This is a genomic window from Anaerolineae bacterium, assembly GCA_013178165.1.
Taxonomy (GTDB): Bacteria; Chloroflexota; Anaerolineae; order Aggregatilineales; family Ch27; genus Ch27.
Map to the genome: position 1 here is coordinate 408,773 of JABLXG010000004.1, position 25,930 is coordinate 434,702.

Annotated in this window: 25 protein-coding genes; 15 read left to right on the top strand and 10 right to left on the bottom strand. The window is 63.6% G+C overall.

Translation table 11 applies throughout. From position 1 onward, the window contains the following. Positions 1–7 precede the first annotated feature (7 nt). The 5 genes from HPY64_04810 to HPY64_04830 are packed head-to-tail and all read left to right on the top strand — an operon-like array spanning position 8 to position 5,167. Positions 8–301 carry a hypothetical protein gene (locus HPY64_04810; GenBank protein ID NPV66449.1) on the top strand — a complete coding sequence of 98 codons (294 nt, stop codon included), beginning with the start codon at positions 8–10 and terminating at the stop codon, positions 299–301. Positions 302–309: 8 nt separating this feature from the next. Then, complete coding sequence (locus tag HPY64_04815; protein ID NPV66450.1) at positions 310–615, top strand: hypothetical protein; 306 nt, start codon at positions 310–312, stop codon at positions 613–615. Further along, a complete protein-coding gene (locus HPY64_04820; protein ID NPV66451.1) occupies positions 596–3,226 on the top strand; it encodes a GAF domain-containing protein in 2,631 nt (876 codons plus the stop codon). Before HPY64_04815 ends, HPY64_04820 begins: the two co-directional genes overlap by 20 nt. Then, positions 3,216–4,304, top strand: a complete 1,089-nt coding sequence (gene add, locus HPY64_04825; protein ID NPV66452.1) for an adenosine deaminase — start codon at positions 3,216–3,218, stop codon at positions 4,302–4,304. The genes HPY64_04820 and add overlap by 11 nt, the downstream gene beginning before the upstream one ends. Then, on the top strand, positions 4,304–5,167 hold the full coding sequence (locus tag HPY64_04830; protein NPV66453.1) for an MBL fold metallo-hydrolase: 864 nt from the start codon (positions 4,304–4,306) through the stop codon (positions 5,165–5,167). The genes add and HPY64_04830 overlap by 1 nt, the downstream gene beginning before the upstream one ends. Here HPY64_04830 and HPY64_04835 read toward each other — a convergent pair. Both HPY64_04835 and mutM read right to left on the bottom strand, forming a co-directional pair. Further along, positions 5,164–6,114, bottom strand: a complete 951-nt coding sequence (locus tag HPY64_04835) for a hypothetical protein (GenBank protein NPV66454.1) — start codon at positions 6,112–6,114, stop codon at positions 5,164–5,166. The genes HPY64_04830 and HPY64_04835 overlap by 4 nt on opposite strands. Positions 6,115–6,153: 39 nt before the next feature. Then, a complete protein-coding gene (gene mutM, locus HPY64_04840) occupies positions 6,154–6,981 on the bottom strand; it encodes a bifunctional DNA-formamidopyrimidine glycosylase/DNA-(apurinic or apyrimidinic site) lyase (GenBank protein ID NPV66455.1) in 828 nt (275 codons plus the stop codon). A gap of 199 nt (positions 6,982–7,180) precedes the next feature. Between mutM and HPY64_04845 the strand changes: the two genes are divergently transcribed. After that, the gene (locus tag HPY64_04845) at positions 7,181–11,146 is read left to right on the top strand and encodes a DNA polymerase III subunit alpha (GenBank protein ID NPV66456.1); all 3,966 of its coding nucleotides are present in this window, start codon (positions 7,181–7,183) and stop codon (positions 11,144–11,146) included. 92 nt (positions 11,147–11,238) lie between these two features. Next, positions 11,239–11,922, top strand: a complete 684-nt coding sequence (locus HPY64_04850) for a TIGR00266 family protein (GenBank protein NPV66457.1) — start codon at positions 11,239–11,241, stop codon at positions 11,920–11,922. Positions 11,923–12,015: 93 nt separating this feature from the next. Here the strand turns inward: HPY64_04850 and HPY64_04855 are convergent, their stop codons facing one another. The 6 genes from HPY64_04855 to HPY64_04880 form a co-directional block, all read right to left on the bottom strand. Continuing rightward, complete coding sequence (locus HPY64_04855; protein ID NPV66458.1) at positions 12,016–12,495, bottom strand: aminoacyl-tRNA deacylase; 480 nt, start codon at positions 12,493–12,495, stop codon at positions 12,016–12,018. Positions 12,496–12,530: 35 nt separating this feature from the next. Beyond that, a complete protein-coding gene (locus HPY64_04860; GenBank protein NPV66459.1) occupies positions 12,531–12,752 on the bottom strand; it encodes a hypothetical protein in 222 nt (73 codons plus the stop codon). 107 nt (positions 12,753–12,859) lie between these two features. Then, a complete protein-coding gene (locus tag HPY64_04865) occupies positions 12,860–13,636 on the bottom strand; it encodes an SDR family NAD(P)-dependent oxidoreductase (GenBank protein ID NPV66460.1) in 777 nt (258 codons plus the stop codon). Between the two features lie 41 nt (positions 13,637–13,677). Continuing rightward, positions 13,678–14,580, bottom strand: a complete 903-nt coding sequence (locus HPY64_04870; protein ID NPV66461.1) for a CehA/McbA family metallohydrolase — start codon at positions 14,578–14,580, stop codon at positions 13,678–13,680. A gap of 180 nt (positions 14,581–14,760) precedes the next feature. After that, positions 14,761–15,186 carry a methylmalonyl-CoA epimerase gene (gene mce / locus HPY64_04875; GenBank protein ID NPV66462.1) on the bottom strand — a complete coding sequence of 142 codons (426 nt, stop codon included), beginning with the start codon at positions 15,184–15,186 and terminating at the stop codon, positions 14,761–14,763. Between the two features lie 44 nt (positions 15,187–15,230). Beyond that, positions 15,231–16,151 carry a tetratricopeptide repeat protein gene (locus tag HPY64_04880; protein NPV66463.1) on the bottom strand — a complete coding sequence of 307 codons (921 nt, stop codon included), beginning with the start codon at positions 16,149–16,151 and terminating at the stop codon, positions 15,231–15,233. 149 nt (positions 16,152–16,300) lie between these two features. Between HPY64_04880 and HPY64_04885 the strand changes: the two genes are divergently transcribed. Then, on the top strand, positions 16,301–17,332 hold the full coding sequence (locus tag HPY64_04885; GenBank protein NPV66464.1) for a zinc-binding dehydrogenase: 1,032 nt from the start codon (positions 16,301–16,303) through the stop codon (positions 17,330–17,332). 14 nt (positions 17,333–17,346) lie between these two features. Then, positions 17,347–17,841 (top strand): hypothetical protein, encoded by a 495-nt coding sequence (locus HPY64_04890; protein NPV66465.1) that lies wholly within the window; start codon positions 17,347–17,349, stop codon positions 17,839–17,841. A 7-nt stretch (positions 17,842–17,848) separates the two neighbouring features. Here HPY64_04890 and HPY64_04895 read toward each other — a convergent pair whose 3' ends face one another. Together HPY64_04895 and HPY64_04900 are read right to left on the bottom strand one after the other, a co-directional pair. Beyond that, entirely contained in the window at positions 17,849–18,916 is a 1,068-nt protein-coding gene (locus tag HPY64_04895; GenBank protein ID NPV66466.1) for a P1 family peptidase, read from the bottom strand. Positions 18,917–18,974: 58 nt separating this feature from the next. After that, positions 18,975–19,808 carry a hypothetical protein gene (locus HPY64_04900; GenBank protein NPV66467.1) on the bottom strand — a complete coding sequence of 278 codons (834 nt, stop codon included), beginning with the start codon at positions 19,806–19,808 and terminating at the stop codon, positions 18,975–18,977. Positions 19,809–19,973: 165 nt separating this feature from the next. On the opposite strand from HPY64_04900, the gene HPY64_04905 reads away from it, so the two are divergent. The 6 genes from HPY64_04905 to HPY64_04930 all read left to right on the top strand — a co-directional run bounded on the left by HPY64_04905 (position 19,974) and on the right by HPY64_04930 (position 25,905). Next, positions 19,974–20,732, top strand: coding sequence for a thymidylate kinase (locus HPY64_04905; GenBank protein NPV66468.1), 759 nt, complete (start codon positions 19,974–19,976; stop codon positions 20,730–20,732). 1 nt (position 20,733) lies between these two features. Then, positions 20,734–21,444: a thymidylate kinase gene (locus HPY64_04910; GenBank protein ID NPV66469.1), complete on the top strand. Its 711-nt coding sequence runs from the start codon at positions 20,734–20,736 to the stop codon at positions 21,442–21,444. An 11-nt stretch (positions 21,445–21,455) separates the two neighbouring features. Then, a complete protein-coding gene (locus tag HPY64_04915; protein ID NPV66470.1) occupies positions 21,456–22,073 on the top strand; it encodes a class IV adenylate cyclase in 618 nt (205 codons plus the stop codon). Between the two features lie 8 nt (positions 22,074–22,081). Next, positions 22,082–23,737 carry a methylmalonyl-CoA mutase family protein gene (locus HPY64_04920; GenBank protein ID NPV66471.1) on the top strand — a complete coding sequence of 552 codons (1,656 nt, stop codon included), beginning with the start codon at positions 22,082–22,084 and terminating at the stop codon, positions 23,735–23,737. Positions 23,738–23,840: 103 nt separating this feature from the next. Continuing rightward, positions 23,841–24,311: a hypothetical protein gene (locus HPY64_04925; GenBank protein ID NPV66472.1), complete on the top strand. Its 471-nt coding sequence runs from the start codon at positions 23,841–23,843 to the stop codon at positions 24,309–24,311. A gap of 34 nt (positions 24,312–24,345) precedes the next feature. After that, on the top strand, positions 24,346–25,905 hold the full coding sequence (locus HPY64_04930) for an acyl-CoA carboxylase subunit beta (GenBank protein ID NPV66473.1): 1,560 nt from the start codon (positions 24,346–24,348) through the stop codon (positions 25,903–25,905). Positions 25,906–25,930: the final 25 nt, after the last annotated feature.

Sequence of the window (25,930 nt, forward strand, 5' to 3'; positions counted from 1 at the left end):
CTGTGTTATGGATGTAGCCCGGCTCAACCAGGTGCTGACGATCTTCGCATGGTTTCCGCTGGCCGCGCTGCTGGCGATCCTGCTACTGATCGCCCGATTCTACCAGCGACTGACCGGCGAAAAGACCCGCTATACGCTGTTTGTGCTGCCCATAGTGTTGTTTGGGCTGGCTGCCGCGGACTATGCCATTACCACGCAGGGCAGGGAGGCGTTGCTGGGGGATGGCCTGATGTTCGCCGGTGGCGCGCTACTGCTGGGCCTGTGCCTGTCGCTTTACCGCCAGATGACGGCGGGACGGTAGGAGGCGCCATGACACTTGCGGTATTGGCCTCACTGGGTATGCTTGGCCCGGCTAGCGTTGCGGTGACGCTGGTCGTCATCGGTCTGCTCAGCCAGCGCCTGGGTGCGGTGACCCGGACGCCGCCGTATTACCGCTGGTGCTATGTCGCTGCCGGGCTGGTGGGCGTGAGCACGCTGGGGCGCCTGGTGAGCGTTGGCTATGTGGATGAGCGCCTGACTTTGCTCAATAACCTGCTCTTTGCGCTGGGGGTAACGCTTGGCCTGGTGGTCGCCTGGCGTTACTGGAGCTGGCTCTTTGGCGAACGCCAGCGCTGAGGAGACGACCCGCCGCGCGATGATTCCCCCCGATTCAGTATCCATGATCTCACCGGGCCAGCCGGATTCCGCGCTGGTTGCTGTGCTTGTTGATTCCGACGGGTGGGTTCGCGGCGGTGTCCTGCCGCCAGCGCTACGGGTGGCGCCGGGAGGCCCGCCCGGCGCGCTGCACCTGCAGGAGTTGCTGCAGCCATACGACAGCCGCTCGTTTGCTGCCTGGTGGGCAGCGCTTAAGCAGCAGGCAGATGACCAGGCGGAAGGTCAGGCGGCGGCACTGCTGAAGGCCAGCGGCGAACTGTTGCCGGTCACGGTGACCGTGGTGAAGCTTGATGCGGACGGCTTTATGGTGGTATGCCTGCCGATGGGGTATCGCCGCCTGCTGTTCCTCAGCGCGTTGTACCGGATTGGCGTGGTCATCTCCCGCCTGGACCTGGATGATGTGCTGCGCACAGTACGCGAGGGAATCGCCGGGCTGATGCCGCTGGATGTGTTTCTGGTCGGCCTGTATGACCGCGAGACAGGACAGACCCGCTTGCGGGAGTTCTTCAGCGATGGTCGGTGCGAGGACGGCCCGACTCTGCCGCCGCATCAGGGGTTGACCGGCTGGGTGGTGGACAACCGAAAGACGCTGTTTATCCGCGATGTACTGCGCGATCCGCTGCCAGTGGCCTACATCCGCCATAAAACTCAGCCGCTGCCCCGCTCCCTGATGCTGGCGCCCCTGATCGCTCATGAGCAGGTGGTTGGTGTCCTCTCCATCCAGAGCTATGAGCCGGATACCTATACCGAAGAAGACCTGTGGATGCTGGAGGCGATTGCCGCGCAAACAGCGGTGGCGCTGGCCAACGCCCGACTGTACAGCGAGACAGCGGCGCGCCTGGAGACCCTGGTCGCCCTGCAGGATTTTTCAATGCGGCTGAGCACTGCACTTGAGGATCGCCAGGTAGCCGAGGCGGTGGGGCAAGCCGTCCTGCGCGTGTTTCAGCCGGAGGAAGTACTGCTATACCTGGCCGATCGCCTGACCGGACATCTCCATCCTGTCGCTGCCTGGACTCCTGCCGGGGTGGCTGCGCTTCGCAGCGATCCGGTCAGCGATGGCCCGCTGAGCCGTGCCAGCCAGCAGGGAGAGCCGCGCTTCATCGGCATGGCGGGCGACGACCCGGCGCTGACGGCGGATCTTGGCTGGTCCCCGGCAGCGCTGGCGTTGCTGCCTATCCGCCGGGGTGGGCAGGTATTCGGCCTGCTGGCAGTACTGTACCGGTCGGCGCATCACTGGAGCCAGGACGAGCGACGCGCCCTTGACCTGATTGTTCGCCAGGCTGCCGCCGCGCTGGACAGAAACCAGTACCACGATTCGCTGGCCCGCCGGCTGGAGCAGGTCTCGGCGCTATATGCACTGGCACAGCGGATCACCGGCCAGCTGAACAGCGAGGAGATTCTGGCGCTGGTTGTCAACACCCTGCGGGACATCTTCCGCTGCCGGGCCTGTGTAATTGCCCTGTGCGATCCTGACGGCAAACAGGTGACGATCCGGGCTGCGGCGGGAGTCAAGCCGGAGTGGCTGGGGCGGGTGAGCTTTCCGGTCGGCGAAGGGATCGCCGGGCGGGTGGTCGCTACTGGCCAGCCGATCTATGTGCCCGATGTCCATGTGGCGCCCGGCGTGCAGGTCTTCGATCCAGAGGTGCACAGCGTGATGGCTGTGCCGATCGCCTATCAGGGGCGGGTGATCGGCTCCCTGAATCTGGACAGTGCCCAGGTGAATGCTTTCCTGCCTGAGCACGAGCATGTGCTGACCATCGCGGCGGCCCAGGTCGCCGCGGCGCTGGAAATCTCGCGGCTTTACCGCCAGGAAGCTGAGCGCAATCGTAGTCTGGCGGCGGCCAATGCCGAGCTGCAACGCCTGGAGAAGCTGCGCCAGGAGTTGCTGCAGAACCTCTCCCATGAATTGCGCACACCGCTGACCTACATTAAGGGCTATGGCAGCCTGTTGCAGGAAGGCGACCTGGGCGCTCTGCAACCGCCGCAACAGGAAGCCGTGCAGATCATCATGGACAGGACGGAGGCTGTCGAGCGCCTGATCAGCGATGTGTTCCGCCTGGAGCAGATTTCTGAGGCTGCGCTGGAACGTGAGCTGGTGGAGATCAATCAGCTTGCCCGCCAGGCTTTACAGGCCGCACAGGTGACTTATGAGGCGGCGGGGCTGGTCTTTGAGTTGCGTCTGGCGAAGAAGCCGATCTGGATTGAAGCGGATCGCCGTCGCCTCAACCAAGCGATAGATAACCTGTTGAGCAATGCGGTCAAGTTCACGCCCAGAGGCGGGAAGATCATTGTGGCGACGCGCCTGAGCGATGATGAACGCACGGTGGAGATCAGCGTCGCGGACACCGGGGTCGGAATCGCACCGGAGCATCTGTCCCACATTTTCGAGCGTTTCTACCGGGCCAGGGACCCGGCGCAGCCTCAAACCAGCGGGGCGGGCATCGGTCTGGCGCTGGTCCAACGGATCATGGAGGCACATGGCGGGCAGGTCCGGGTGGAGAGCCAGAAGGGTCGGGGCAGCCGCTTTACGCTGGTTCTGCCGTGCCCGGAGCAGCGTGAGCATGACCGCTGAACGCATCCGCTGGCTGGCGGCCATGCCCAAGGTGGATCTGCACCGCCACCTGGAAGGGGCGATCCGCCTGCAGACGCTGGTGGAAATCGCGCGTACCTGTCGCCTGGACGTGCCGGCGCTTGACCCGGATGGGCTGCGGTCGTATGTCCAGATGATGCCCGCAGACCCCCGCACAGTGGAATGCTTCCTGAGCAAGTTCGACGTATTGCGCCGCTTTTACCGCTCGCCGGAAATCATCAGGCGGATCACGGCGGAGGCGATCGCCGACGCAGCGGCCGATCAGGTGCGCTATCTGGAGTTGCGCTTTACGCCCTGGGCGCTGGCCAGCCAGATGCGCTACCGCCTCAGGGATGTGGTGGAGTGGGTCTGTGATGCCGCCGCGGAAGCAGCCCGCAGCCAGGCGATCCGCGTCGGGCTGGTGGTCTCACTCAGCCGCCACGAGCCGATCGAACTGGGGTTGCAGACGGTCGAGGCGGCGCTGGCCTGCCGTGACCGGGGTGTGGTTGGGCTGGACCTGGCGGGACATGAGAACGCTGACTTCCCGGCGCGGCCCTTTGGCCCGCTGTTCCTGGAAGCCAAGGCAGCCGGGCTGGGGATCACCATTCACGCCGGGGAATGGCACGGACCGGAGAACGTCCGCGACGCGATCGAGCACATGCACGCCGATCGCGTCGGGCACGGGGTGCGCATTATCGAGGATTCGGGGGTGGTGCAACTGGCCCGCCAGCGCGGGGTAGCCTTTGAAATCTGTCCGACCAGCAACCTGCAGACTGGCTCGGTGCGCAGCGCCGGGCAGCATCCCCTGCGCGACCTGCGCGATCTGGGCCTGCCCGTGACCATTAACACTGACGATCCGGCGGTCAGCGGCGTCACGCTCACGGATGAATATGCGCTGGCGCTGGAGCAGCTCGGTTTTAGCCCGGACGATTTGCGTGCCAGCATCATCACGGCAGCACAGGTTTCGTTCCTGCCTCTGGCGGAAAAGGCGCGATTGGTCAGCGAACTCCGCGAGGCGCTGGCGCGCCATGCTGCTGTACAGCCCTTTCCGGGGACAGTGGGAAACACAGGCGAGGGGTAATGTTGCGAATCGGCGATCTGGAAGTGCATCTGATCAATGATGGGCTGATGTGGCTGGACGCTGGCGGGGTCTTTGGGCTGGTGCCGCGCGTTCTGTGGAGCCAGTTTGTTGCTGCGGATGAGAACAACCTGGTACCGATGACGCTGCACTGTCTGGCGCTGCGGGCTGGTGGTAAGACTATCATCGTGGATACCGGCCTGGGTGATAAGCTCTCGCCCAAGATGCGCGCGATCTGGCATCTTCAGCAGCCAGAGGGCAGGTTGCTGGACGGCCTGGCCCGCCTGGGCATCCGTCCGGAAGAGGTTGATCTGGTGATCAATACGCATCTGCACGCCGATCACTGCGGAGGCAACACGCGCTTCGACCAATCCGGTGCTGTTGTGCCGGTATTCCCCAATGCGGAGTATGTGGTGCAGCGGCGCGAATACGAAGATGCCTTGCATCCCAACGAGCGCACGCGGGCGACGTACTTCCCGGTCAACTACCAGCCACTGGCCGCTGCCGGGCAGCTACGCCTGCTGGAGCGGGAACAGGAGGAACTGGCGCCGGGGGTGTTCGCCGTACGGACGCCGGGCCACACCCCTGGCCACATGAGCGTACGCCTGGAAAGTGGTGGTGAGCAGGCGCTGTTTGTCTGCGATCTGGCAACGCTGGCCGTTCACTTTGTCCGGCTGGGCTGGATGACTGCCTACGATGTGGAGCCGCTGGTCACGTTGGAAACCAAGCGACGCTGGACGCGCTGGGCGCTGGAGCATAACGCCCTGTTGATCTTCTCTCACGACAGCCAGATCGCTGCCGGGCGGCTGATCCAGGCGGGCGATGGCCTGCCGGAGATCGTCCCGGTGTCGTTCCCCCGCGCCTAGCTGCGCAGTTCCCACTCGCGGATGGCTTCCTGCACAAAGGCGCGCACAGCATCGTCAGCAATGTCGGCGACGGCTTCGTAAGAGTTGTCATCTACCTCAATCAGTACGCCCCCTGCGACGGACTGTCTGATGTGAATCCGGCGTCCGGTGAATTCCGGCGTGCGCAGCAGCATTTGCTGGAGCACCGCATCGATCTGCTCCGGGATGCTTAACGGCACGGGCGCGCCCGCGGGGACCCGTCCGCCGCTTTGCACCAGCTTCCTCACGTTGTCAAAAAACGAGCCGATCGGTTCCGCTGGCGGCGTGGTATCGGTAATGAGGTCAATCGGCGGTGCGACCGGCGGGGCTGGGGGGATTTTGACCGATGGGGTGGGTTGCGCTGCCGGGGGAGCGGGTTGCTCTACCAGCGCAGGGGACGGCTCCGGCGTGGGCGGAGCCTCAGCGGGGACGGCGCGGGCGATGATGGTCAGTTCGCGCAGGGCAGCCATGAAGCGGCGCTCGTGCCCGGCAACCCTGATTTCTGCCAGGCTACGGAAGCTCTGATCCCCGATCTGGACAATCAGCGTTCCATCTGTGACATCGCGCCAGAGGCGCATCACTTCAACGGCGTCAGGCGGCGCGCTGGCGGGCCGGGATGTAGCCGCGCCGCGCGCGCCGGCGGGCAGCGGCGTAGATGAAGCCGGGCGTGTGCGCTTTGCCTCCATGGTGGCTTTCTCCTCTTCCGTATAAAAGAAGAAATGCCAGATGCGGGCCAGAACGCCTGGCGCGGGCTGGCTGCTTTGTGGCGCGGGCGGGAGCTGACGCCCGCCAGCGGAGGGACGTGATGCGCGGCGGTCTTGCTGGTTGCGCCGCCACAGGAAGAACGCGCCCAGCAGAAAGAGCACACTCACAGCGCTGAGGGCGAAGATCAGTGGCACGATCTGTTCAATAGTGACCTGGTTTTCCATGGTCTGGAGCCTCGATGTGTTTATCCTGCATTTGCATTGTCAACCGGAATGAAGCGGCTGGCAAGCCGGACAGATATGCGTGGAGCGTCCGCCGACGACCAGGCGCGTGATGGGCGTCCCGCAGCGCCGGCAAGGTTCGCCAGTTCGACCATAGACGTAGAAATACTCTTGCGATTCGCCGGGCGTGCCATCTGGTTTGCGGTACCAGTTCACGCTGGCCCCTTCATGGTCGATGCCCGCGGCCAGGGCGGCGCGAATGCTGGCATAGAGGAGGGCCTGTTCCCTGGCATTCAGGGAGCCAGCCTCCTGCTGGGGATGAAGGCCAGCGCGGAAGAGGGCTTCGTCAGCATAGATATTGCCAATCCCGGCGACGAACGACTGATCCAGCAGCAACGGTTTGAGCGCGCCGCGCCGCCCGGCCAGCCGCTCCAGAAAGCGGTCGAGCGTGAAATCGTCGGCTAGCGGTTCCGGGCCGAGCCTGCCGATCACCAGGGCCGGATCAGGGGTGAGGTAGACACGCCCGAACTTACGCGCGTCGGAAAAGCGAAGCTGGTGAGCGTTGTCCAGCTGGAAGCGAAAGTGCACCCAGCGGTCGGCTTCATTGTGGTCGGCATCCGGGACCACATAGAGCCGTCCGGTCATCTTGAGGTGGATGATCAGTGTGGCGGTATCCAGATCAGCCAGGATGTACTTGCCCCGCCGCCACAGCTGGCGAATGGTCTGCCCTGCGATCTGCGCGGCGAAGTCCTCCGGTGGCGGAAAGATCAGGCAGTTGGGCCAGTCCAGCCAGACGCCGGTGATCACGCGCCCGCTGAGGGCCGGACGCAGCCCGCGCACTACCGTTTCGACTTCGGGGAGTTCAGGCATGCTTGCTCCAGGGGTGCCAGGATGTTGACCGCTGCCCTCTATTATGTGTACCTGGACTGCGCCAGGCAACGCCAATCCTGGCGCTACACCTTAAAATCCGGGCGGTCGCCCGACCGCCTGTGCTATAATGGCCGGCAAGCAGGCGGCATGGCCCGCTGCCTCCCTCCTGGTTAGCTGAGCGCGTGTACTGGAAGCGGTGATGAGCGCGGATAAACCCTTCGTCCATCTGCATGTCCATACCGAATACTCCCTGCTGGACGGCCTGAGCAAGATCGACCGGCTGGTAGCACGCACCAAAGAGCTGGGCATGCCGGCGCTGGCGATCACCGATCATGGCACGATGTTCGGCGTGATCGAGTTCTTCCGGGCGGCCAGGAAGGCAGGGATCAAGCCCGTTATCGGCATGGAGGCGTACCTGGCCCGACGCAGTATGGATGACCGCGATCCAACTCTGGACTCCAAGCCGTATCATCTGCTGCTACTGGCCCGCAACCAGACGGGCTATCGCAACCTGCTCAAGCTGGCCAGCGAATCCCAGATCCGCGGTTACTACTACCGCCCGCGTGTGGACAAAGAACTGCTCGCCCGCCACGCTGAAGGGCTGATCGCGACCAGTGGCTGCCTGGCGGCGGAAATCCCGCGCTTACTGGAAGAAGGCAAAGACGATCGCACCCTGCGCGAACTGATCGGCTGGTACCAGGATGTCTTTGGCCCGGAGAACTTCTACCTGGAACTGCAGGAACACGATATCGACCAACTTCGGGCGCTGAACCGCTGGCTGGTGGCCAACAGCAAGTCTAACGGGGTGCCGTTGGTAGCGACCAACGATACGCACTACATCATGCCGGAAGACTACGATCCGCATGATACCCTGCTGTGCATCCAGACTGGCAGCCTCAAGAGCGAGCCGAACCGGATGCGCATGACCGATCCCAGCTATCACCTCCGCACGCCGGAAGAGATGTGGCAGCTTTTCGCTGAGGTGCCAGAGGCGCTGACTAACACGCTGGCGATCGCCGAGCAGTGTGAGGTCGAGCTTGAGTACGACGGCTACCATCTGCCGGTGTTCCCCGTGCCGGAAGGTTACGACGAGCAATCCTACCTGCGTTACCTGTGTGAGAAGGGGTTGCGCTGGCGCTATGGCGAGCAGGCTGCTGATTCGCGGATTATTGAGCGCCTGAATTACGAACTGGAAATCATTCACCGCATGGGGTTCGACACGTATTTCCTGATCGTGTGGGACCTGTGCGAGTTTGCTCGCCATGCTGACATCTGGTGGAATGTGCGCGGCAGCGGTGCGGGTAGCGTGGCGGCTTACTGCCTGGGTATCACCAGCATTGATCCACTGCGCAATAGCCTGATTTTCGAACGGTTCCTCAACCCGGGCCGTGTGTCGATGCCCGATATTGACCTGGATTATCCTGACGATCGGCGGGCGGAGATGATCGCCTATACCGCGCATAAATACGGCGAGGACAAAGTCGCCGCGATCATCACGTTCGGGACACTGGGTTCCAAAGCGGCCATCCGTGATGTGGGCCGTGCGCTGGATATGGAGCAGACGGACATCAACCGGATCGCCGGGCTGCTGCCCGGTGGGGCTAAACCGGCTAAATTCAGCGATGTGCTGGGCGACGATCCGACCAAGGCGGTTGCCGAACTCAAGCAACTCTATGCCTCCAACCCGGATGTCAGGAAGCTGATCGACACAGCGCGTAGTCTGGAAGGGGTGGTACGTCACGCCAGCACCCACGCCGCCGGCGTGATCGTGGCCGATCGTCCGCTGGACGAGTACATCCCATTGCATCGCCCAACCAAAGGCTCGGCGGAGGAAGCACCGGTTAAGCTGGTGACGCAGTTCGATATGGAGACCTGCGAATCCATCGGGCTGCTGAAGGTGGACTTTCTGGGGCTGGCCACGCTGACGATCATGCGCAAGGCGTGCGAGTTGATCGAGAAGTATCACGGCGTCCGCTACACGATGGAGAACATCCCTTACCGGCCTGACCCGAATGACCCGGTCAAGACGCGCATGGTTCAGGAGATGTTTGACCTGATCGGACGCGGCGAGACCATCGGTGTCTTTCAGGTGGAAAGCGCCGGGATGCGCAAGATGCTGACGGAGATGCGCCCAAAGACGTTTGAGAACATCATCGCGGCTATCTCCCTCTATCGCCCCGGGCCGATGGAGTACATCCCGATGTATAACCGCCGCCTGCACGGGGAAGAGGTGGTGGAGTACAAACACCCCAAACTGATCCCGATCCTGGAGGAGACGTACGGCATCATCGTCTACCAGGAACAGATCATGCAGATCGCTTCGGAACTGTTCGGCTACTCGCTGGGCGATGCTGACCTGATGCGCCGCGCTGTCTCCAAGAAGAAGGAAAAGGATCTGCTGGAGCACAAAGCCATCTTCATGGAGCGTGGGCCGCAGTACGGCGTCGATCCGGAAACCGCGGAGGCGATCTTCAACGACATTGAGTACTTCGCCCGGTATGGGTTCAATAAGTCCCATGCCGCCGATTATGCCGTGATCACCTGCCAGACGGCCTTCCTCAAGGCGCATTACCCGGTCGAGTACATGACCGCCCTGCTGACCGTCTGGCGCGACGACACCTCCAAGGTCTCCCATTTCACGGCGGAGTGCCGCCGGATGGGCATCCCGATCCTGCCGCCGGATGTCAACGCCAGCGAACTGGACTTCACGATTGAGCAGCTGCCAGACGGGCGGCGCGGCATCCGTTACGGGTTGGGGGCGATCAAGAACGCCGGGGCGGGGCCGCTGGAGCATATCCTGCAACAACGGGCAGCAGGCGGGCCATTCGCCGATCTGGCTGACTTTTGCCGGCGCGTTGACCTGCGCATCGTGCAGAAGCGCGCCCTCGAAAGCATGATCAAGGTCGGTACGCTCGATTCCTTTGGCTCGCGCACCCAGTTATTGGCCCTGCTTGATCGTATGTTGAATTACAGCGCGGAACATCATCGGGCGGCGGATGTCGGCCAGTTGAGTCTGTTTGGGGAGGCAACCGGCGTGCAGTTTGATGTCGCCGATGACCTGCTGGTCAACCTGCCGGATGTTCCGGAGGCTGACCCGCGGGAGATGCTCAAGTGGGAGAAAGAGCTGGTCGGCCTGTACGTGACCAGCCACCCCCTCGACCGCGTGCTGGACTACATCCAAAGTCCGTACACCAGCGTCAGCCAGAGCCGCGAGATCCGCGATAACGGCGAGGAACTGCACGAAAAACCGGTACGCCTGGTTGGGCTGGTAGAGGGTGTCCGCCAGCTGACCACCCGGCGGGGCGAGCCAATGGCCGTGATCACGATCGAGGACCTGCAGGGCCAGATCGACGCGGTGATGTTCCCGCGCACGTGGCGCGAGCACAAGGATATCATCCAGCCCGGCGCGGTCATCCGGATCAGCGGCAAGGTGGACAACAGCCGCGGCGAAGCTCAGATCATCGTCGATAGTGTTTCCCAGGACTTTTCTGTGGTCATGGAAGAATCCGGCCCGCCCGCGCTGAATGGCCTCCACGCGCTGCCCAGTTTCCTCAGTGGCGATGAGGAGCCGTTTGAAGAAGGCCCGCGCCGGTCCGAGGATGCTGAAGAGCCTGATCTGATGGAGGCGACGCCGGGCCTCGTCCCGCCGCCGGCTGCCGCGGTTCCGCCGGAGCCGCCCTATGTAGCCCCGGCCACCGCCGGCGCGGCGCCGGATGCTCCGGCACTGGTGCCCCGGCTGGTGGAGCAATCCGCCTCGCCGCGCCCGGTAACCCCGCCGCAACCGCCAGCGCGGGTAGTGCCGCCGCCCTACCGCCCGGTGAACGGCGCCAATGGCGAAGGGCGACCGGCCTGGGTGGTGGACGATGCCGATCTGCCGCCCGCTGAACCGGCTGAACCGGCGCCGCAGCCAGGCCTGGTGATCGTGCGCTTCCAGCGCAGCGGTGATACTGAGCGCGATCGCCGCCGTCTGATGCGCGTCCATGGCCTGCTGGTCGAGTTTCCGGGTGTGGATCGCTTCCGGATTGTCCTGTGCGGGCAGGGCGGCGAGGTGGCGTTGGACTTCCCCAACCACACCACCGGCTATACCGAGATGCTGGCTGCAGAACTGCGCGCGCTCCAGGGCATCGAAGTGATCTGGCAGCCGCCGGGCAGCACCCCGGCATAACCGGATTCTGCCTCCGCTAAGCGTGCATTCAGCGCGGCGGGCCATTCTGCGTATACTGGTGGCAGCGTCGATTATCCATCAGCGGAGGAGCTATGCGCTACGAGATCAAGGGCACGGTGCTGCCCATGCTGGAAGTCCACCTGGAGCAGGGGGAGGCGATCTATACCGAGTCGGGCGGGATGGCCTGGATGAGCGAGGGCATCCGGATGGAGACCAGCGGGCGCGGCGGGCTGGGCAAGATGCTGGGCCGGGCGCTGGCGGGCGAGTCACTATTCCTGACCACCTATACCTGCCAGGCCGCGCAGGCAACCATTGTCTTCACGCCGGAAGCGCCGGGGCACATCCTGCCCGTACCGTTACAGGCCGGGCATTCGATCATCGCTCAGAAGGATGCCTTTATGTGCGCGGAAGATAGCGTGGAGCTGGAGATGCACTTCCGCAAGCGCCTGGGGGCGGGTCTGTTCGGCGGGGAAGGCTTTATCCTGCAGAAATTGACCGGGCCAGGCACCGCTTTTGTGGAGATCGCTGGTGAGGTGCACCAGTACCAGTTGCAGGCCGGACAGGTGATCAAGGTTGATCCCGGCCATATCGCCATGTACGAGCCGACGGTCGACTATGACATCGAGATGGTGCGTGGCGTGAGCAATGTGCTCTTTGGCGGGGAAGGGTTGTTCCTGGCAACGCTACGCGGGCCGGGGCGGGTCTGGCTGCAGACCATGCCGATCTCCAACCTGGCCGGGGCCATCCGGCCTTACATCCCCACCAAAAGCAGCTAGGTTCCCCCGATCGTCCGCCCGGCAGCTAACGCGCGTCCCGGCACAACCACCCGCCGGGACGCGCTGTTGATCCGTGCAGTTACGACTCTCCGTTCACCGACCTTCCGGCGGTCCCTGCTCATCCCACTGGGCCACCGCCGCGATCTGTGGAGCCAGCACCTGCTTGAGGCCGGCAACTGGTACGCGCAGGTTGACGCCGCGCTGCCCGGCGCTGATCAGGATGGCCTCATAGGATTCGGCGCTGGCATCCAGCACGACTGGCCAGCGTTTGTGCAGGAGGGCCAGCGGACTGATCCCGCCTACCTTGAGGCCGGTCAGGTGCTCGGCCTCGGTATGTGATGCCATGCTCAGTTTCTTGACCCCGGTCGCCGCTGCCAGCGCTTTCAGGTCGAGCGAGGCCGGGCCGGGGATGACGGCCAGCAGCGGACGCCCGTCCGGGCGCAGCACGACCAGTGTCTTGTACACGGTCTCCGGGGGGACGCCAACGGCTTCCGCCACGCCAAGGGCGCTGTGAATCTCCGGCGAAAAGGTGAACGTTGTATAGGCGACGCCGTGCTGTTCCAGCACGCGCATCGCATTCAACTTCCTACTCTCTTTGCCAGCCAAGCCTAAAGCGTCTCCCCGAATGTCGCGCCCAGATATCCGACGGCCTCGCCGTCAGGGGTGTAGAGGCCATCGCCGCGCACGATCCACTGCTTTTCGCCGTTGGTGGCGTAGATGACACCCTCGCGGAGATAGCCCGTCTGCGTCTCCTCAAGGTCGTAGACCACGTTGCCAACCAGGTACCCGAACAGTTCGCCTTTGGTGTCGTAGATTCCCCGCGATATCATCACGGTCTCCTCTCGTCATGGGTCCGGCCAGAGTCAACGTGCATGAAAAGCGCCTGCGGATCGAGTATGCCAGCTTTATCTACCCAATAGTATAAGAGGATGATGAGTCATCTGTAAACGCGCCATTGCAGATGGTCGAGCAGGCCTGGCGCCACCGTAGCAGCCAGCAGAAAGGCCCGATCAATCAGCCGCAGCACGACGACGTTGCGGGGATGATCTACGGCCCGGACGATGCGCCGGGCGACGGTCTCGGCACTCATTGTGGGCAGCCAGGCGGCGACTCGCCCCGGCTGGCCGCGCCGGGTCTGGGCAAACCCGGTGTGGGTCTGTCCCACGAGGAAGGTGGTGACCCGGATGTTATCCCGGCGCAGTTCGCCGCGTAGGGCGCGCCCCAGGCCATTGATAAAGCTCTTGCTGGCCCCGTAAACGGCGGCAAAGGGGGCCGGGGCCGCACCGCTGATCGACGAGATCAGGATGATGTGCCCGCCGCGCCCGCCCTGGCGCATCAACGGAACTGCCGCCCGCACGCTGTGCAATACCCCATCGATGTTGGTGCGCAGCACCACCTCAAGATCGGCCCAGGGCGCGTCAACCAGCGACCCCCGTTGGCCGATTCCGGCATTGGCGACGAGCACGTCCAGCCGGCCCCACGCTTCCCGAGCACGCTCAACGGCGTGAGCCATATCCTCAGCGCGGGTGACGTCGGCGGTGACCGGCAGGATCGCGCCGGGCAGGGTGGTTGCCCCTTCTGCCAGCGCTGCCAGCTGTTCGCTCCGGCGAGCGACGGCGATCACCCGCGCGCCCAGTGCAGCAAAGGCCAGCGCTGTCGCCCAGCCGATCCCGGATGAAGCGCCGGTGACCAGGACAACGCGATCTGCAGGCATAGCAACTCCTCCTGCCGGGCCGCCTGTAGGCCAGGGGTGGCCTAGAACCAGATCGGGTTAGACCACGCCCGTCTCTCGACATCGTCGCGCACGGTCACGCGGACATAAGGCGCACTGAAGTGCGTGATGTCCAGCTCGGCCTCAGTGATGCCGGCGCCGTGGGCGCTGGCGGCTTCGTAGTTGCGGCCGGTGGCGAAAATACGGCTGGCGGGCGAGCAGCGCACATAGACCTTGTGACCCGGTATCACCTGGATATCGTGGATGAGCGGGCCGGTGCTGGAGTAATAGTGCCCGGCTTTGAGCGCCGCCAGCAGCGCATCCGGGTCGAGCATCTCGCTCTTGACCTGCACCCAGCCACGCGGGGCGTCCCAGCGTCCCGGCTTGAAGTGAGCATCGTCGGTGGCACAGGCCAGGTAACGATAGCCGCGCTCCAGCAGCAGGTCAAGCGTGTACCAGCTATCGGGCCGGTCGTTGAAGTCGGCGGAGGTGGCGTTATATGTCTCAATGGCGTGCACGGGGCCGAGCGTCAAAACCTCGGCTTGGCTGAGGTTGTACCAGGCGGGATGGGCCGCGGCGACATACGCGCCAGCGGCCAGCGCCCGCGCGGCCAGGGCCGGGCCGCTTTCCTCCGGGTGGGTTTCAGCAAAGTGTGGCGGTAGGCCAACAGCCAGAATGTGCCACAGCAGGCCGGATTCAGTGGCTGGGGTGTGCAGTTCTGCCCCCAGCAGCGTGGTGAATGTGGCGGTACGGTAAGGGCGCGTATCGGTGATCGGGAAGCCGTAGTGATCCAGAAAGTGGTCGGTAATGGCCACAAAGTCGTAGCCGTGCTGCTGGTAGAACTGGCACACCGCTTCCGGGCTAAGCCGGCCATCGGAAGCGGTGGAATGGGTGTGCAGGTTGCCCCGCCAGAAACGGCCGGGTTTGTCGAAAGGGAGCTGATTCATCAGGGTTGCGCCTTATGGATGCTGGAAGCCGGTAACAGGCCCCAAGTATGCCGCAGGAAGCGTATGATGTCAGCTACCAGCTACAAGACAGCGGCGAGTGCCGGGAGGCCAGGAGGTTGGGACTCCATGGTGGAGCGGTTCCCGCCGGGTTCCGCCCCGGCTCGCCTACACTGGGGGAACTTAAGCCTGGTCGTCTGGCTGACGGCTCAGTTCGTATAGCTCCAGCAGGACGCCGCCGGTGCTGCGTGGGTGGATGAAGGCGTAGCGCGTGCCATCAGGGCGGACGCGGGGCGTCTCGTTGATCAGCTCAACGCCATGAGCGACCAGCCGTTGCATGGCAGCCTCCAGGTCAGCGACTTCGACACACAGGTGGTGCATGCCGGGACCGCGCTTGGCCAGGTACCTGGCGATGCCGCTATCGGGCGTGCTCGGTTCCAGCAACTCGATTTCGCTTTCACCCAGCGGCAGGAAGGCGATCCGCACGGCTTCATCCGTGTTGTCCTCGACGCGGGACAGGGGTAAATCCAGGGCGTCACGCCAGAAACGCAGCGCCGCTTCCAGATTCTCCACTACGACCGCAATATGGTTGATGGCTGCAGCACTCATCGGACTGCCTTTCGGTGCATGGCAGAGGCGTGTATGGGTCAGGATCAGGCCAGGTTGTCCAGCAAGCGTTGCGCTTCCGCGGCCTCGTCGACCAGTTTGAGCGCAGCCAGCTTATCCCTAGCCTGGGTGAGCAATTCGGCGGCACGCTCCGACTGGCCGATCTCCAGCCACCAGCGTCCTTCAGCGAGTTGCGTCCGGGCATACTCGGCCTGAGCACCGCAGGCCAGGAAGATGTCGCGGCTCTGCTTAAAGTAAGCAGCCGGATCGTCGCCACGATCGGCTACGCGGGCAGCCACAATGCCCAGCGTGCGGTAGGCCGTAGCGATGTCGAGCGAATGGTTATGCTCCTGGCCGAGCGCCAGGGCGTGCTCGGCGGCCTGCCATGCGCCGTCCATATCGTCCAGCGCTAGGCAGGCGCGGGCGATACCGGTATAGGTCTCACTCTCAACGGTGGAACGCGGGGTCAGCCGGGCGCTGTATTCTAGCGCCTGCCGGAAGTGCTCCTGGGCCTGAGCGGCCTGACCCTGTTCCAGGTAGAGCATACCGATGTTGTTGTGGAGCAGAGCCATCAGATTCCAGTCCTGGCTGGTACTGGCGCGGTCCAGACCCTGGGTGTAGTAGTCCAGGGCTTCGGCGTGCTTGCCCCATTGCCGGTTGATCTCACCCAGGTTATTCAGGGCGGAGATGATGCGCTCCTCGTTGCCTACTTCCTCAAAGCTGCGCAGCGCACTCAGCACATAGTCATACGCGGCGATGAAGTGCCCGCGATGGAACTCGATGGCGCCCATGGCCAGGAAGAGCTGACCAACGGCAAATGTCTGGTTCAGGCGGTCCATGAGCACGATCTCATGGGCCAGAGTCGCCATGTCGCGCTCATAGGATAGTTTGCCCTGCAAATGCCGCTCGATGATCTGGGCACGAATGGCGAAAGCCTGCTCTACCAGGACGCTGTAGCGATTTTCCATTGGCAGTGTCCGTGTTATGCTTCCCCACAAGGGCACATCGCACGCCCGGATCGGGGCCAGCCGGACGGCGAAAGACGTGCTGATTGTACAGAATTTACGGGCGGGTTGCCATGTGCTCTGCTACGCCTTCAGCCAGATGAGGATATCCGATGAAAGCGGTGATTTTCCGGGAGCATGGCCCGGTTGAAGTCCTGCGTTTTGTGGAAGACTTCCCTCTGCCGGCGCCGGGGCCGGGTCAGGTTCGGCTGCGGGTGGCGGCCAGCGCCCTCAACCGACTGGATCTGTTTGTCCGGCAGGGCTGGCCGGGGTTGGCGCTGGTGATGCCGCATATCGGCGGCGCGGATGGCGCAGGGATTGTGGATGCGCTCGGCCCGGCGGTAAGCGGCTGGGCGATCGGCGACCGCGCCGTGATCGATCCGTCGTTGAGTTGCGGCGAATGTGCTTTCTGCCGGGCCGGGCGGCATAATCTCTGCGAGCAGTTCAGTATCCTGGGGGAACATACCCGCGGGACGTTCGCCGAGTATGTGGTGGTCCCGGCGCGCAACCTGTTGCGCCTGCCTGAGCATGTAAGCTACACCGAGGCAGCGGCGGCTGGCCTGGTCTACCTGACGGCCTGGCATTCGCTCATCACGCGCGGCGGGCTGCAGGCCGGGGAGAGTGTGCTGATTGTGGGCGCGGGCGGTGGCGTCAACACGGCCAGCATCCAGATCGCCCGGTTGGCCGGGGCGCGCGTCTACGTGGTGGGTAGTTCGGCGGAGAAACTGGCTCAGGCGGAGGCTCTGGGTGCGGACGTACTGATCGACCGGAGCCGGGAAGACTGGAGCCAGGCGGTCTACCGCCTGACCGATCGGCGGGGTGTCGACGTGGTGGTGGATAACGTGGGTGCGGAGACGCTCTACGGTAGCATCCGTGCCTTGCGCAAGGGTGGGCGGCTGCTGATCGTCGGCGCGACAAGTGGCCCGCAGTTCGGGCTGGATGTCCGCTATCTCTTCGGCAAGCAGATCAGCCTGATCGGCAGCACGATGGCCCCGCGCCAGGATTTCGAGCAGGTGATGGCCCTGGTTTTTGCCGGGCGGCTCAAGCCGGTGATCGGGACGGTTCTGCCGCTGGCTGACGTGCCGGAGGGTCATCGCCTGCTGGAGCGCGGCGAAGTTTTTGGCAAGGTAGTCTTTGCCCTGTAGTAGGGCACTGAGGGATGGGTGTGGGCAGCCGGGCAGTCACTTACCATGCCGATGCACTCCGCCTGATCGCGCGGCGGCTGAACCTGCTGGAATTGCGGGCGGTCGTTCGCCAGCCGGGCGTCAGCGAGGCTTACCGCCTGACCATTCATTATCATGATGGCCGGCATCCCGATCAGGTCGCCACGCTGACGCGCACCCAGCGGGGCGTGGTGACACTGGTCACAATCTACCGCCGCGTGCGACGCCAGCCGGTGCTGGAATACACACTTGATTCCGACCGTTACCGCCTCTTTGACCTGGCCCTGCGACGGCTGGGCTTTGACCGCTATGACAATCCGCCCGATCTGCCCTATGACGGCGCGGACTTCTGGCTGCTGGAGCGAGCCTCAGGAAGTTTTACCCACAGTGTGGTCATCGCCCCGGAGCAGGCGACCGGCGTCTATGCCCGGATGGTAGCGGCGGTGCGCGATCATCTGCCGGAAGCGGTGCGGGCCATCCCTCCCGATTAAGCTGTCCCTACAGCCGGTTGTAATGCTTCATGATCGCCAGCAGGTCATCGGTGGGCAGGGCGTGGACAACCCGGCCCTTCTGCCCGATCATGGTTTCGGCGGCGCACAGGGCGTTAAGGATGGCTTCTTCCACGGCCTCGCCAGCAGCCAGGAAAAGCGGGTCCAGCTCCGAGTTGGGCAGCATGCGGACGGTATCCGGCTCAGCGGTGGTTGACGTCAGGTGGTTGCCGGTGGCGAAGGCCAGAAAGATGTCGCCGCTCCAGTTATGGCCGTAGCTGCCGGTGCGGGCCAGCCCGATGACCGCCCGCTGGGCCAGCCGGCGGCACTGGAAAGGCAACAGGGGCGCGTCCGTTGCCAGGATCACGATGATCGACGACCCTTGTTCTTCCGGGCCGGGCTGGGGCAAGGGGACGCGCTCCGGGCCGATCTCCTGGCCGACCGGTACACCTTTGATCATCAGATCAATGCGGTCGCCCTGGTTGGCCTGGACGAGTGCGCCGACGGTGAAGTTGCAGCAACGGGCGGGGGCGATCCGGGAGGCGGTACCGATCCCGCCCTTGAAGTCGTGGCACTTCATGCCGGTGCCGCCACCGACGTTGCCTTCCGCCACCGGGCCGTCACTGGCCTGACTGATCGCCTGTAATACGTGCTCCTGGGTCACATGAAAGGCCGGGCCTTCGTTCAGGAAACCATCATAGGTCTCCGCTACTACCGGCAGATGGCTGCCGTAGCCCTCCTGCATGGCCCGAACCAGGGCATCGTAAACAGTGCCAACAGTGTACGTGCCGGTCAGGGCAATCTCGCTGGAAAGCTGCCCGGATTCTTCCAGCCAGAGCAGACCGGTCATGGCGCCGCAGCCGTTGAACGAGTGGTAACCGGCGAACACGCGGTCGCGGCTGACCGGCCCTTCGCGCGGAGCGATGATGGTGACGCCGGTGCGGGCGACCATCGGTTTATCATAGATGACGCTGACCTGCCCGACGCGCACGCCAGGCACATCGGTGATGGCGTTGTGGGGGCCAGTCGGCAAGCGACCGATAGCGATCCCCAGGTCGCGCAGTCTTGGGCGTGACATAACGTGTACCTTTGCACTGGTGCAGAATTCCGGGTTCCCAGTTTACCACGCTTCCGGGTCAGGAGTCGGCGCTATAGTCGGGAATGGCGGCGCAATCCGGGCCAAGGGCGACGCCTGTCCTGTCCACCCAGCCGGTCAGGCCGCCCGCCTGCACGTGGAGCATGCCGGTGTGACTGAAGGTTCCCAGTACCTGGAAAGGGGTGTTGGCCGGGATTTCCCCGATTATCTGGGCGCTGGTGCCCATGCCGATATCCACTACGGCCAGCCTGAAGGGGGCGGTGGCCAGGCAGACCAACGCAGGCCGGCCGGTCAGTCGATCAGCGTCAGCGCGGGTGTATGGCTCATCCAGCACGACCTGCCCGCTGAGGTCGAAGATAATTTTGAGGTTGCGCCCATCAACTTCGATCCGGGCGGTGTTGATCTGCGGAAAGCGGAACACGTTCAGTACCAGTTGCGCTTCCATGCGTGCGTCGGCGCATGCGCCGGAGAGCATCAGCGGCCCGCCCAGCTGGATGCTGGCATGGCTCTCGTTCACGGAAACGCTCTGCACGGTCAGCGGCGAGGACTCGAAGGCGTTATGGGGTGGCCCGCCGCGCACAGCAAACATGACTTCCAGCGCAACGCGCAGATCGGTGGCGGGATCGCCGCTGATGGGCGTAGTGGTCTGCCAGGAGACCAGCGAATCGCCGCAGCCGATGGGCAGGCCGGACGCCCCGCCGTCTTCCGGCAGCACGAGGTAGATCGAGAGGTATCCTGCCTGAACGCTGTCGGCGGTCGCTGGTGGCGTTTCTGGCGTTACAGCAACGGAGGTGGCTGGCGGCAGGCTGGCCAGGAAGTTGCAGGCGCTCCCGCCGAGCAGGCTGAGCAGAGCCAGGAAGATAGTGCGCTTCATTGTGGACTACTCCTGTGGTTCGGCTACCAGGGTCGTGTGGTGCTGGCTTGCCGGGGCCACTTGATTCACCATTCAGCCGCAACCTGAGTATACTATGCACACCACACAAAACCGTCTGCGCCGCCGGGCGCTGAGCGGATGAGTATCTTTCAGGAAGGAATTCCTATGGCGTTTGCACCGGATGGTACGCCGTTGCCGGGCAAGCTCTTCATCGTGGAGGGGATTGACGGCAGTGGCAAGAGCACGCAGCTTGATATCCTACACAAGTGGCTGGTGGGTGAGGGGTATGTGGTTGTTTTCACCGAGTGGAACTCATCACCGGTCGTACGGGCAACCACCAAGAAGGGCAAAAAGGATCACCTGCTGACGCCCATGAGCTTCAGCCTGATCCATGCCGCTGACCTGGCCGATCGCATGGAGCGCCAGATTCTGCCAGCACTCAAAGCTGGCGCAATCGTCCTGGCTGACCGGTATATTTACACCGCGTTCGCCCGTGATGCAGCGCGTGGCGTGGACCGGGCCTGGGTGCGGCGGGTCTATCAATTCGCTGTCAGGCCCACAGTTGCCTTCTACTTCCGCGTCCCGCTGAACGAATCGCTGGATCGGATCATGACCGGTCGTCCGGAACTGAAGTATTACGAGGCCGGGCTGGACATGGGCTACGCCAGCGACCCGTACGAGTCATTCAAGATCTTCCAGAGCCGCATCCTGGAGGAATACGAGCACATGATTCAAGAGTTCGGCCTGCAGGTGATCGACGCGACCGATACGCTGGTTTCCCAGCAGCAACAGGTGCGCCGGATTGTGGAGCCGCATCTGGCAGGGGCGGCCAGGACGGAACTGATCCCGTGGCGGGAGACCCTGGAGCGCGAAGGGCTGTATGGCCGGTACATACCGGGTCTTGGCGCGGGCAAGGGAGCGTAACATGACCAGAATGCAAACCTACGGGTATCCGCTGCCGGGGATGCCGGACAAAGAACTGCCCGGCAGGCTGATTGTGATCGAGGGCACGGATGGCGTGGGACGCTCCACCCAGGTGGCGCTGATCCGCGAGTGGCTGGAGCAAAACGGCTATGGCACCGTCCAGACCGGGCTGGCGCGCTCCGCGCTGGCCGCCAAAGGCATCAGCCGGGCCAAGCAGGGCAATTACCTCAGCCCGCTGACCATGGACCTGTTCTACGCCACCGACTTTGTTGACCGGCTGGAGAAGGAGATCATCCCGGCGTTGCGGGCGGGATTCGTCATGCTGACCGACCGCTACATCTACGCGCCGATCGCCCGCGCTCTGGCCCGCGGAGCCGACCCCGACTGGATCTTCGGCGTTTACGGATTCGCCATTGTACCGGACGCGGTGTTTTATCTCCGAGCAAATGTCGAAGCGATCATCCCGCGTGTGCTGTCGGCGCGGGGGATGTTCGACTACTGGGAAAGCGGCTCGGATTTTCTGGCCGGCGCCGACATCTACCATAATTACATCACCTACCAGCGCAGCATCATCGAGCAGTTTGACCGCATGGCCGAGCACTTCAATTTCCGGGTGATTGATGCCACGCGGGGCGTGTATCCGGTCTTTGCTGATCTCAAAGCCCAGATCGGCGAGATTGTGGCCGATATGCGCCGGCAACAGAAACCGTGAGCGGGTAGCCGATGGCGCGGCAGCAGGATCACCAGGAGATCGAAGCCAAGCTGTGGGTCCCTGAGCTGGCCCCGGTTGCTGAGGCGTTGCAGGTGCATGGTGCGGCGCTGCGCCATCCCCGTATTCTGGAGCGCAACATTCGCTATGAAGACCCGGATGGCACTTTTGTGCCGGGTGGGATTGTGCTGCGGCTACGACAGGATAGCCAGGTTCGGCTGACTTACAAAAGCCCGGCGGAAGCCGCCACAGCTGATGGGCTACAGGCCCGGTTTGAAGCCGAAGTGGTCGTCGACGACTTCGCCACTATGGACCTGATTCTGCGCCGGCTGGGCTACCGGCCATTCATGATCTACGAGAAGTACCGCACGACTTACGCCCTGGGCGAGGTTGAAGTTGTCCTGGATGAGTTACCTTACGGCCATTTCGTGGAGATCGAAGGCCCGCCAGCAGCGATCGAAATGGCCGTGCAACTGCTTGGCCTGGCCGCCTGCCATCGCTTTGTGGAAAGCTACGCCCGGCTGTTTGACTACGTCCGTGCCAACCTGGGCCTGACCTTCACCGATCTGACCTTCGCCAACTTCGCCGGAATCGAGGTTCCGTTTGAGGCGTTCCTGCCGCCGGGGGGATGAGCATAGCCATGACCAAGCCTGGTAGTCGAGAGCAGTGGGAAACGGACGTGCTGGCCAGAGCGCTGGCGCGTTTTCCTGAACGGCGAGAAACGTTTGTGACGTCTTCCGGTATCCTCTTGCAGCGGCTCTACACGCCGGAAGATGTCCCCGCCGACTATGAGACCACGCAGGGTTACCCGGGACAGTATCCGTTCACGCGGGGCGTTCAGCCGACGATGTACCGCGGGCGGCTGTGGACGATGCGGCAGTACGCCGGGTATGCCAGCGCCGAGGAATCCAACGCCCGCTACCGCTACCTGCTGGAGCAGGGCCAGACCGGCCTGAGCGTGGCCTTTGACCTGCCTACCCAGATCGGCTACGACGCCGATCATCCGATGGCCCTGGGCGAAGTTGGTCGGGTAGGCGTCAGCATCAGCAGCCTGCGGGATATGGCTCGCCTGTTTGAGGGTATTCCGCTCGACCGGGTGTCGACATCGATGACGATCAACGCGCCGGCGGCGGTGTTGCTGGCGATGTACATCGCGGTGGCCCGGCAGCAGGGGGTAGAACCGGTTAAGCTGCGCGGCACTGTTCAGAACGACATCCTCAAAGAATATCTGGCGCGGGGGACTTACATCTTCCCGCCGGGGCCGAGTATGCGCCTGATCACTGACCTGTTCGCCTATTGCCGGGAGCACGTGCCGCACTGGAACACGATCAGTATCAGCGGCTACCACATCCGGGAAGCGGGCAGCACCGCCGTGCAGGAAGTCGCTTTTACGCTGGCCAACGGGATTGCCTACGTGCAGGCGGCCATCGATGCCGGTCTGGATGTGGACGACTTCGCCCCCCAGCTATCGTTCTTCTTCAATGCGCATAATCAATTCCTGGAGGAAGTCGCCAAGTTCCGGGCGGCGCGGCGGTTATGGGCGGAGATCATGCGCGACCGCTTCGGCGCCCGTTCCGCGGAAAGCCAGCGGCTGAAGTTCCATGCTCAGACGGGCGGCAGCACGCTGACCGCCCAGCAGGTGCAAAACAACATCGTCCGGGTGACGTTGCAGGCGCTGGCGGCGGTACTGGGCGGTGCGCAGAGCCTGCATACCAACAGCATGGACGAAGCGCTGGCCCTGCCGACCGAGGAAGCCGTTCAGGTGGCCCTGCGGACGCAGCAGATCATTGCCTATGAGAGCGGCGTGGCCGATACAGTTGACCCGCTGGGAGGGAGTTACGTCATCGAGGCGCTGACCGACGAGATCTACCGCCGGGCGCGGGCTTACATTGAGAAGATCGATTCACTGGGCGGGGCGCTGCGGGCTATCGAGGTTGGTTACATGCAGCGGGAGATCCAGGACGCTGCTTACGCTTACCAGCAAGCGGTCGAGCGCGGCGAGCAGATTGTGGTGGGCGTGAACCAGTTCATGGTCGAGGGCGAGCCGAAAGTGGATATCCTGCGGGTAGACCCGGCTGTGGAGCAGCAGCAACGGGCGCGACTGGCTGCGCTGCGCGCCGAACGAGACAACAGCCGGGTGGCCGGGCTGCTGGGCCAACTGGAAACAGCCGCACGCGGGCGCGAGAACCTGATGCCGCTGTTCATCGAGTGCGTGGAGCATGACGCTACGCTGGGCGAGATTTGCGGCGTGCTACGCGGGGTCTTTGGCGAGTACCGGCCAGAAGTGACGCTCTGACGCCCGGAGCTGGTGGGCGCCCGGCTCTCAAAAGCTATCGGTTTCGGTTCTGCCCGCGCTGGAAGGCTGGAAGGCCTGACAGCGCTGGGCTATAATGCGCCCTATGCGTCTGGAAAGCCCGATCCCCACACCTTCCCGGCATCCTCGTGGTGTGCGCCCGGTCTGCCTGTTGCTGGTGGCTGTGGCGCTGGCTAACCTGCTTGCGGCGGCGCGGGCCGTGCTTCTGGCGCCACAATATACGGCGCTGGGCGTTGCCTTCCCGCCGCTATTGGCGGCAGCAGGCGGGTTGATCTGGGGGGTGAGCTTTCTGTGGGCAGCCTGGCGTGTGTGGCATGTGCGCAACCGATCTCCCCGCCCGGTGTTTCTTTTCGTCAGTGCATACGGGCTGTACTCGCTGATCTGGTGGCGGGCCTTCGCCACGGCGGATTACGCGAGGGCGCGCTGGCCTTTCGCCGCCGTGGTGACTGTCCTGCTGGTGGCCCTGTTTGTGGGGGTTGTGTATCGTCTGCGCCGCAGGGCGCTGGATCAGGAGCCTGTGGTTCCTGAATTGAATCCACGTCCCGATCAGACCTGAGCAGGTGGATCGGGTTGGAAGGTAATGGTTGCCGATGACAGAACTTGATTCCAGGATTGCCGAACTCCGCGCCAAACGTGAACAGGGTCGCCTGGGTGGCGGCCAGGATCGTATTGACCGCCAGCACAAAGCAGGCAAGCTGACTGCTCGCGAGCGACTGGAAATCCTGCTGGACCCCGGCAGCTTCCGCGAGGTGGATGCTTTTGTGGTGCAGCGCGCCCGTGATTTCGGCATGGATGCACCGGAGAATCAGATTCTGGGGGATAGCGTCGTCACTGGCTGGGGCACAATTGAGGGGCGGCTGGTATACGTCTACTCCCAGGATTTTACGGTGTTTGGCGGCAGCCTGAGCGAGGTACACGCCCAGAAGATCGTCAAGATCATGCAGATGGCCATGAAGAACGGCGCGCCGATCATCGGCCTGAACGATAGCGGCGGCGCGCGTATCCAGGAAGGCGTGGTCAGTCTGGATGGCTACGCTTCGATCTTCCTGCATAATACGCTGGCCAGCGGCGTCGTGCCACAGCTCAGCGCAATTATGGGACCGTGCGCCGGCGGCGCGGTCTACAGCCCGGCCCTGACCGACTTTGTTTTCATGGTCAAAGACACCAGTCACATGTTCGTGACCGGGCCAGATGTGATCAAGCAGGTCACCCATGAGGATGTGACCAAAGAAGTGCTTGGCGGGGCGATGACGCACAACACCATCAGCGGCGTCAGCCATCTGGCAGCGGACACCGAGGAAGATTGCCTCTTTTTGCTGCGGGAGCTACTGAGCTACATCCCGCAGAATAACATGGAGGATCCGCCGTATGTGCCCACCGGCGATGATCCGCTGCGCACCGAAGAAGCGCTGGATACGATCATCCCCGACAATCCCAATAAGCCTTACGACATGAAAGAGGTCATCCGCCTGATCGTTGATGACCGGCGCTTCTTTGAGATTCACGAGCATTACGCGCCGAACATCGTGGTCGGGTTCGCCCGGCTGGGTGGGCACAGCGTGGGCATTGTGGCCAACCAGCCGGCGGTGCTGGCCGGTGTGCTGGATATCGCCGCCAGCGAAAAGGCCGCCCGTTTCATCCGCTTCTGCGATGCCTTTAACGTGCCGATCATCACCTTTGAGGATGTGCCGGGCTTTATGCCGGGCGTGGCTCAGGAACATGGCGGGATCATCCGTTCCGGGGCCAAGCTGCTCTTTGCCTACTGTGAGGCAACCGTGCCCAAGATCACGGTGGTGACGCGCAAGGCGTATGGCGGGGCCTACTGCGTGATGAACAGCAAGGCCATCCGTTCCGATCTCAATCTGGCCTGGCCGACCGCCGAATTTGCCGTGATGGGGCCGGAAGGCGCGGTGAACATCATCTTCCGCCGGGCGCTGGCGGAGGCCGACGATCCGGATGCGCTGCGGGCGGAACTGGTCGCTGACTACCGCGAACGCTTCGCTAACCCCTATGTGGCAGCGGCACGCGGCGACATCGACGATATCATCGAACCGCGAGACACGCGTCCCCGCCTGATCAATGCCCTGGAGATGTTGCGCAACAAGCGCGACAGCAATCCGCCACGCAAGCACGCCAACATGCCGCTCTAAGCCGGCCAGCGAGAGGCTGACGCTA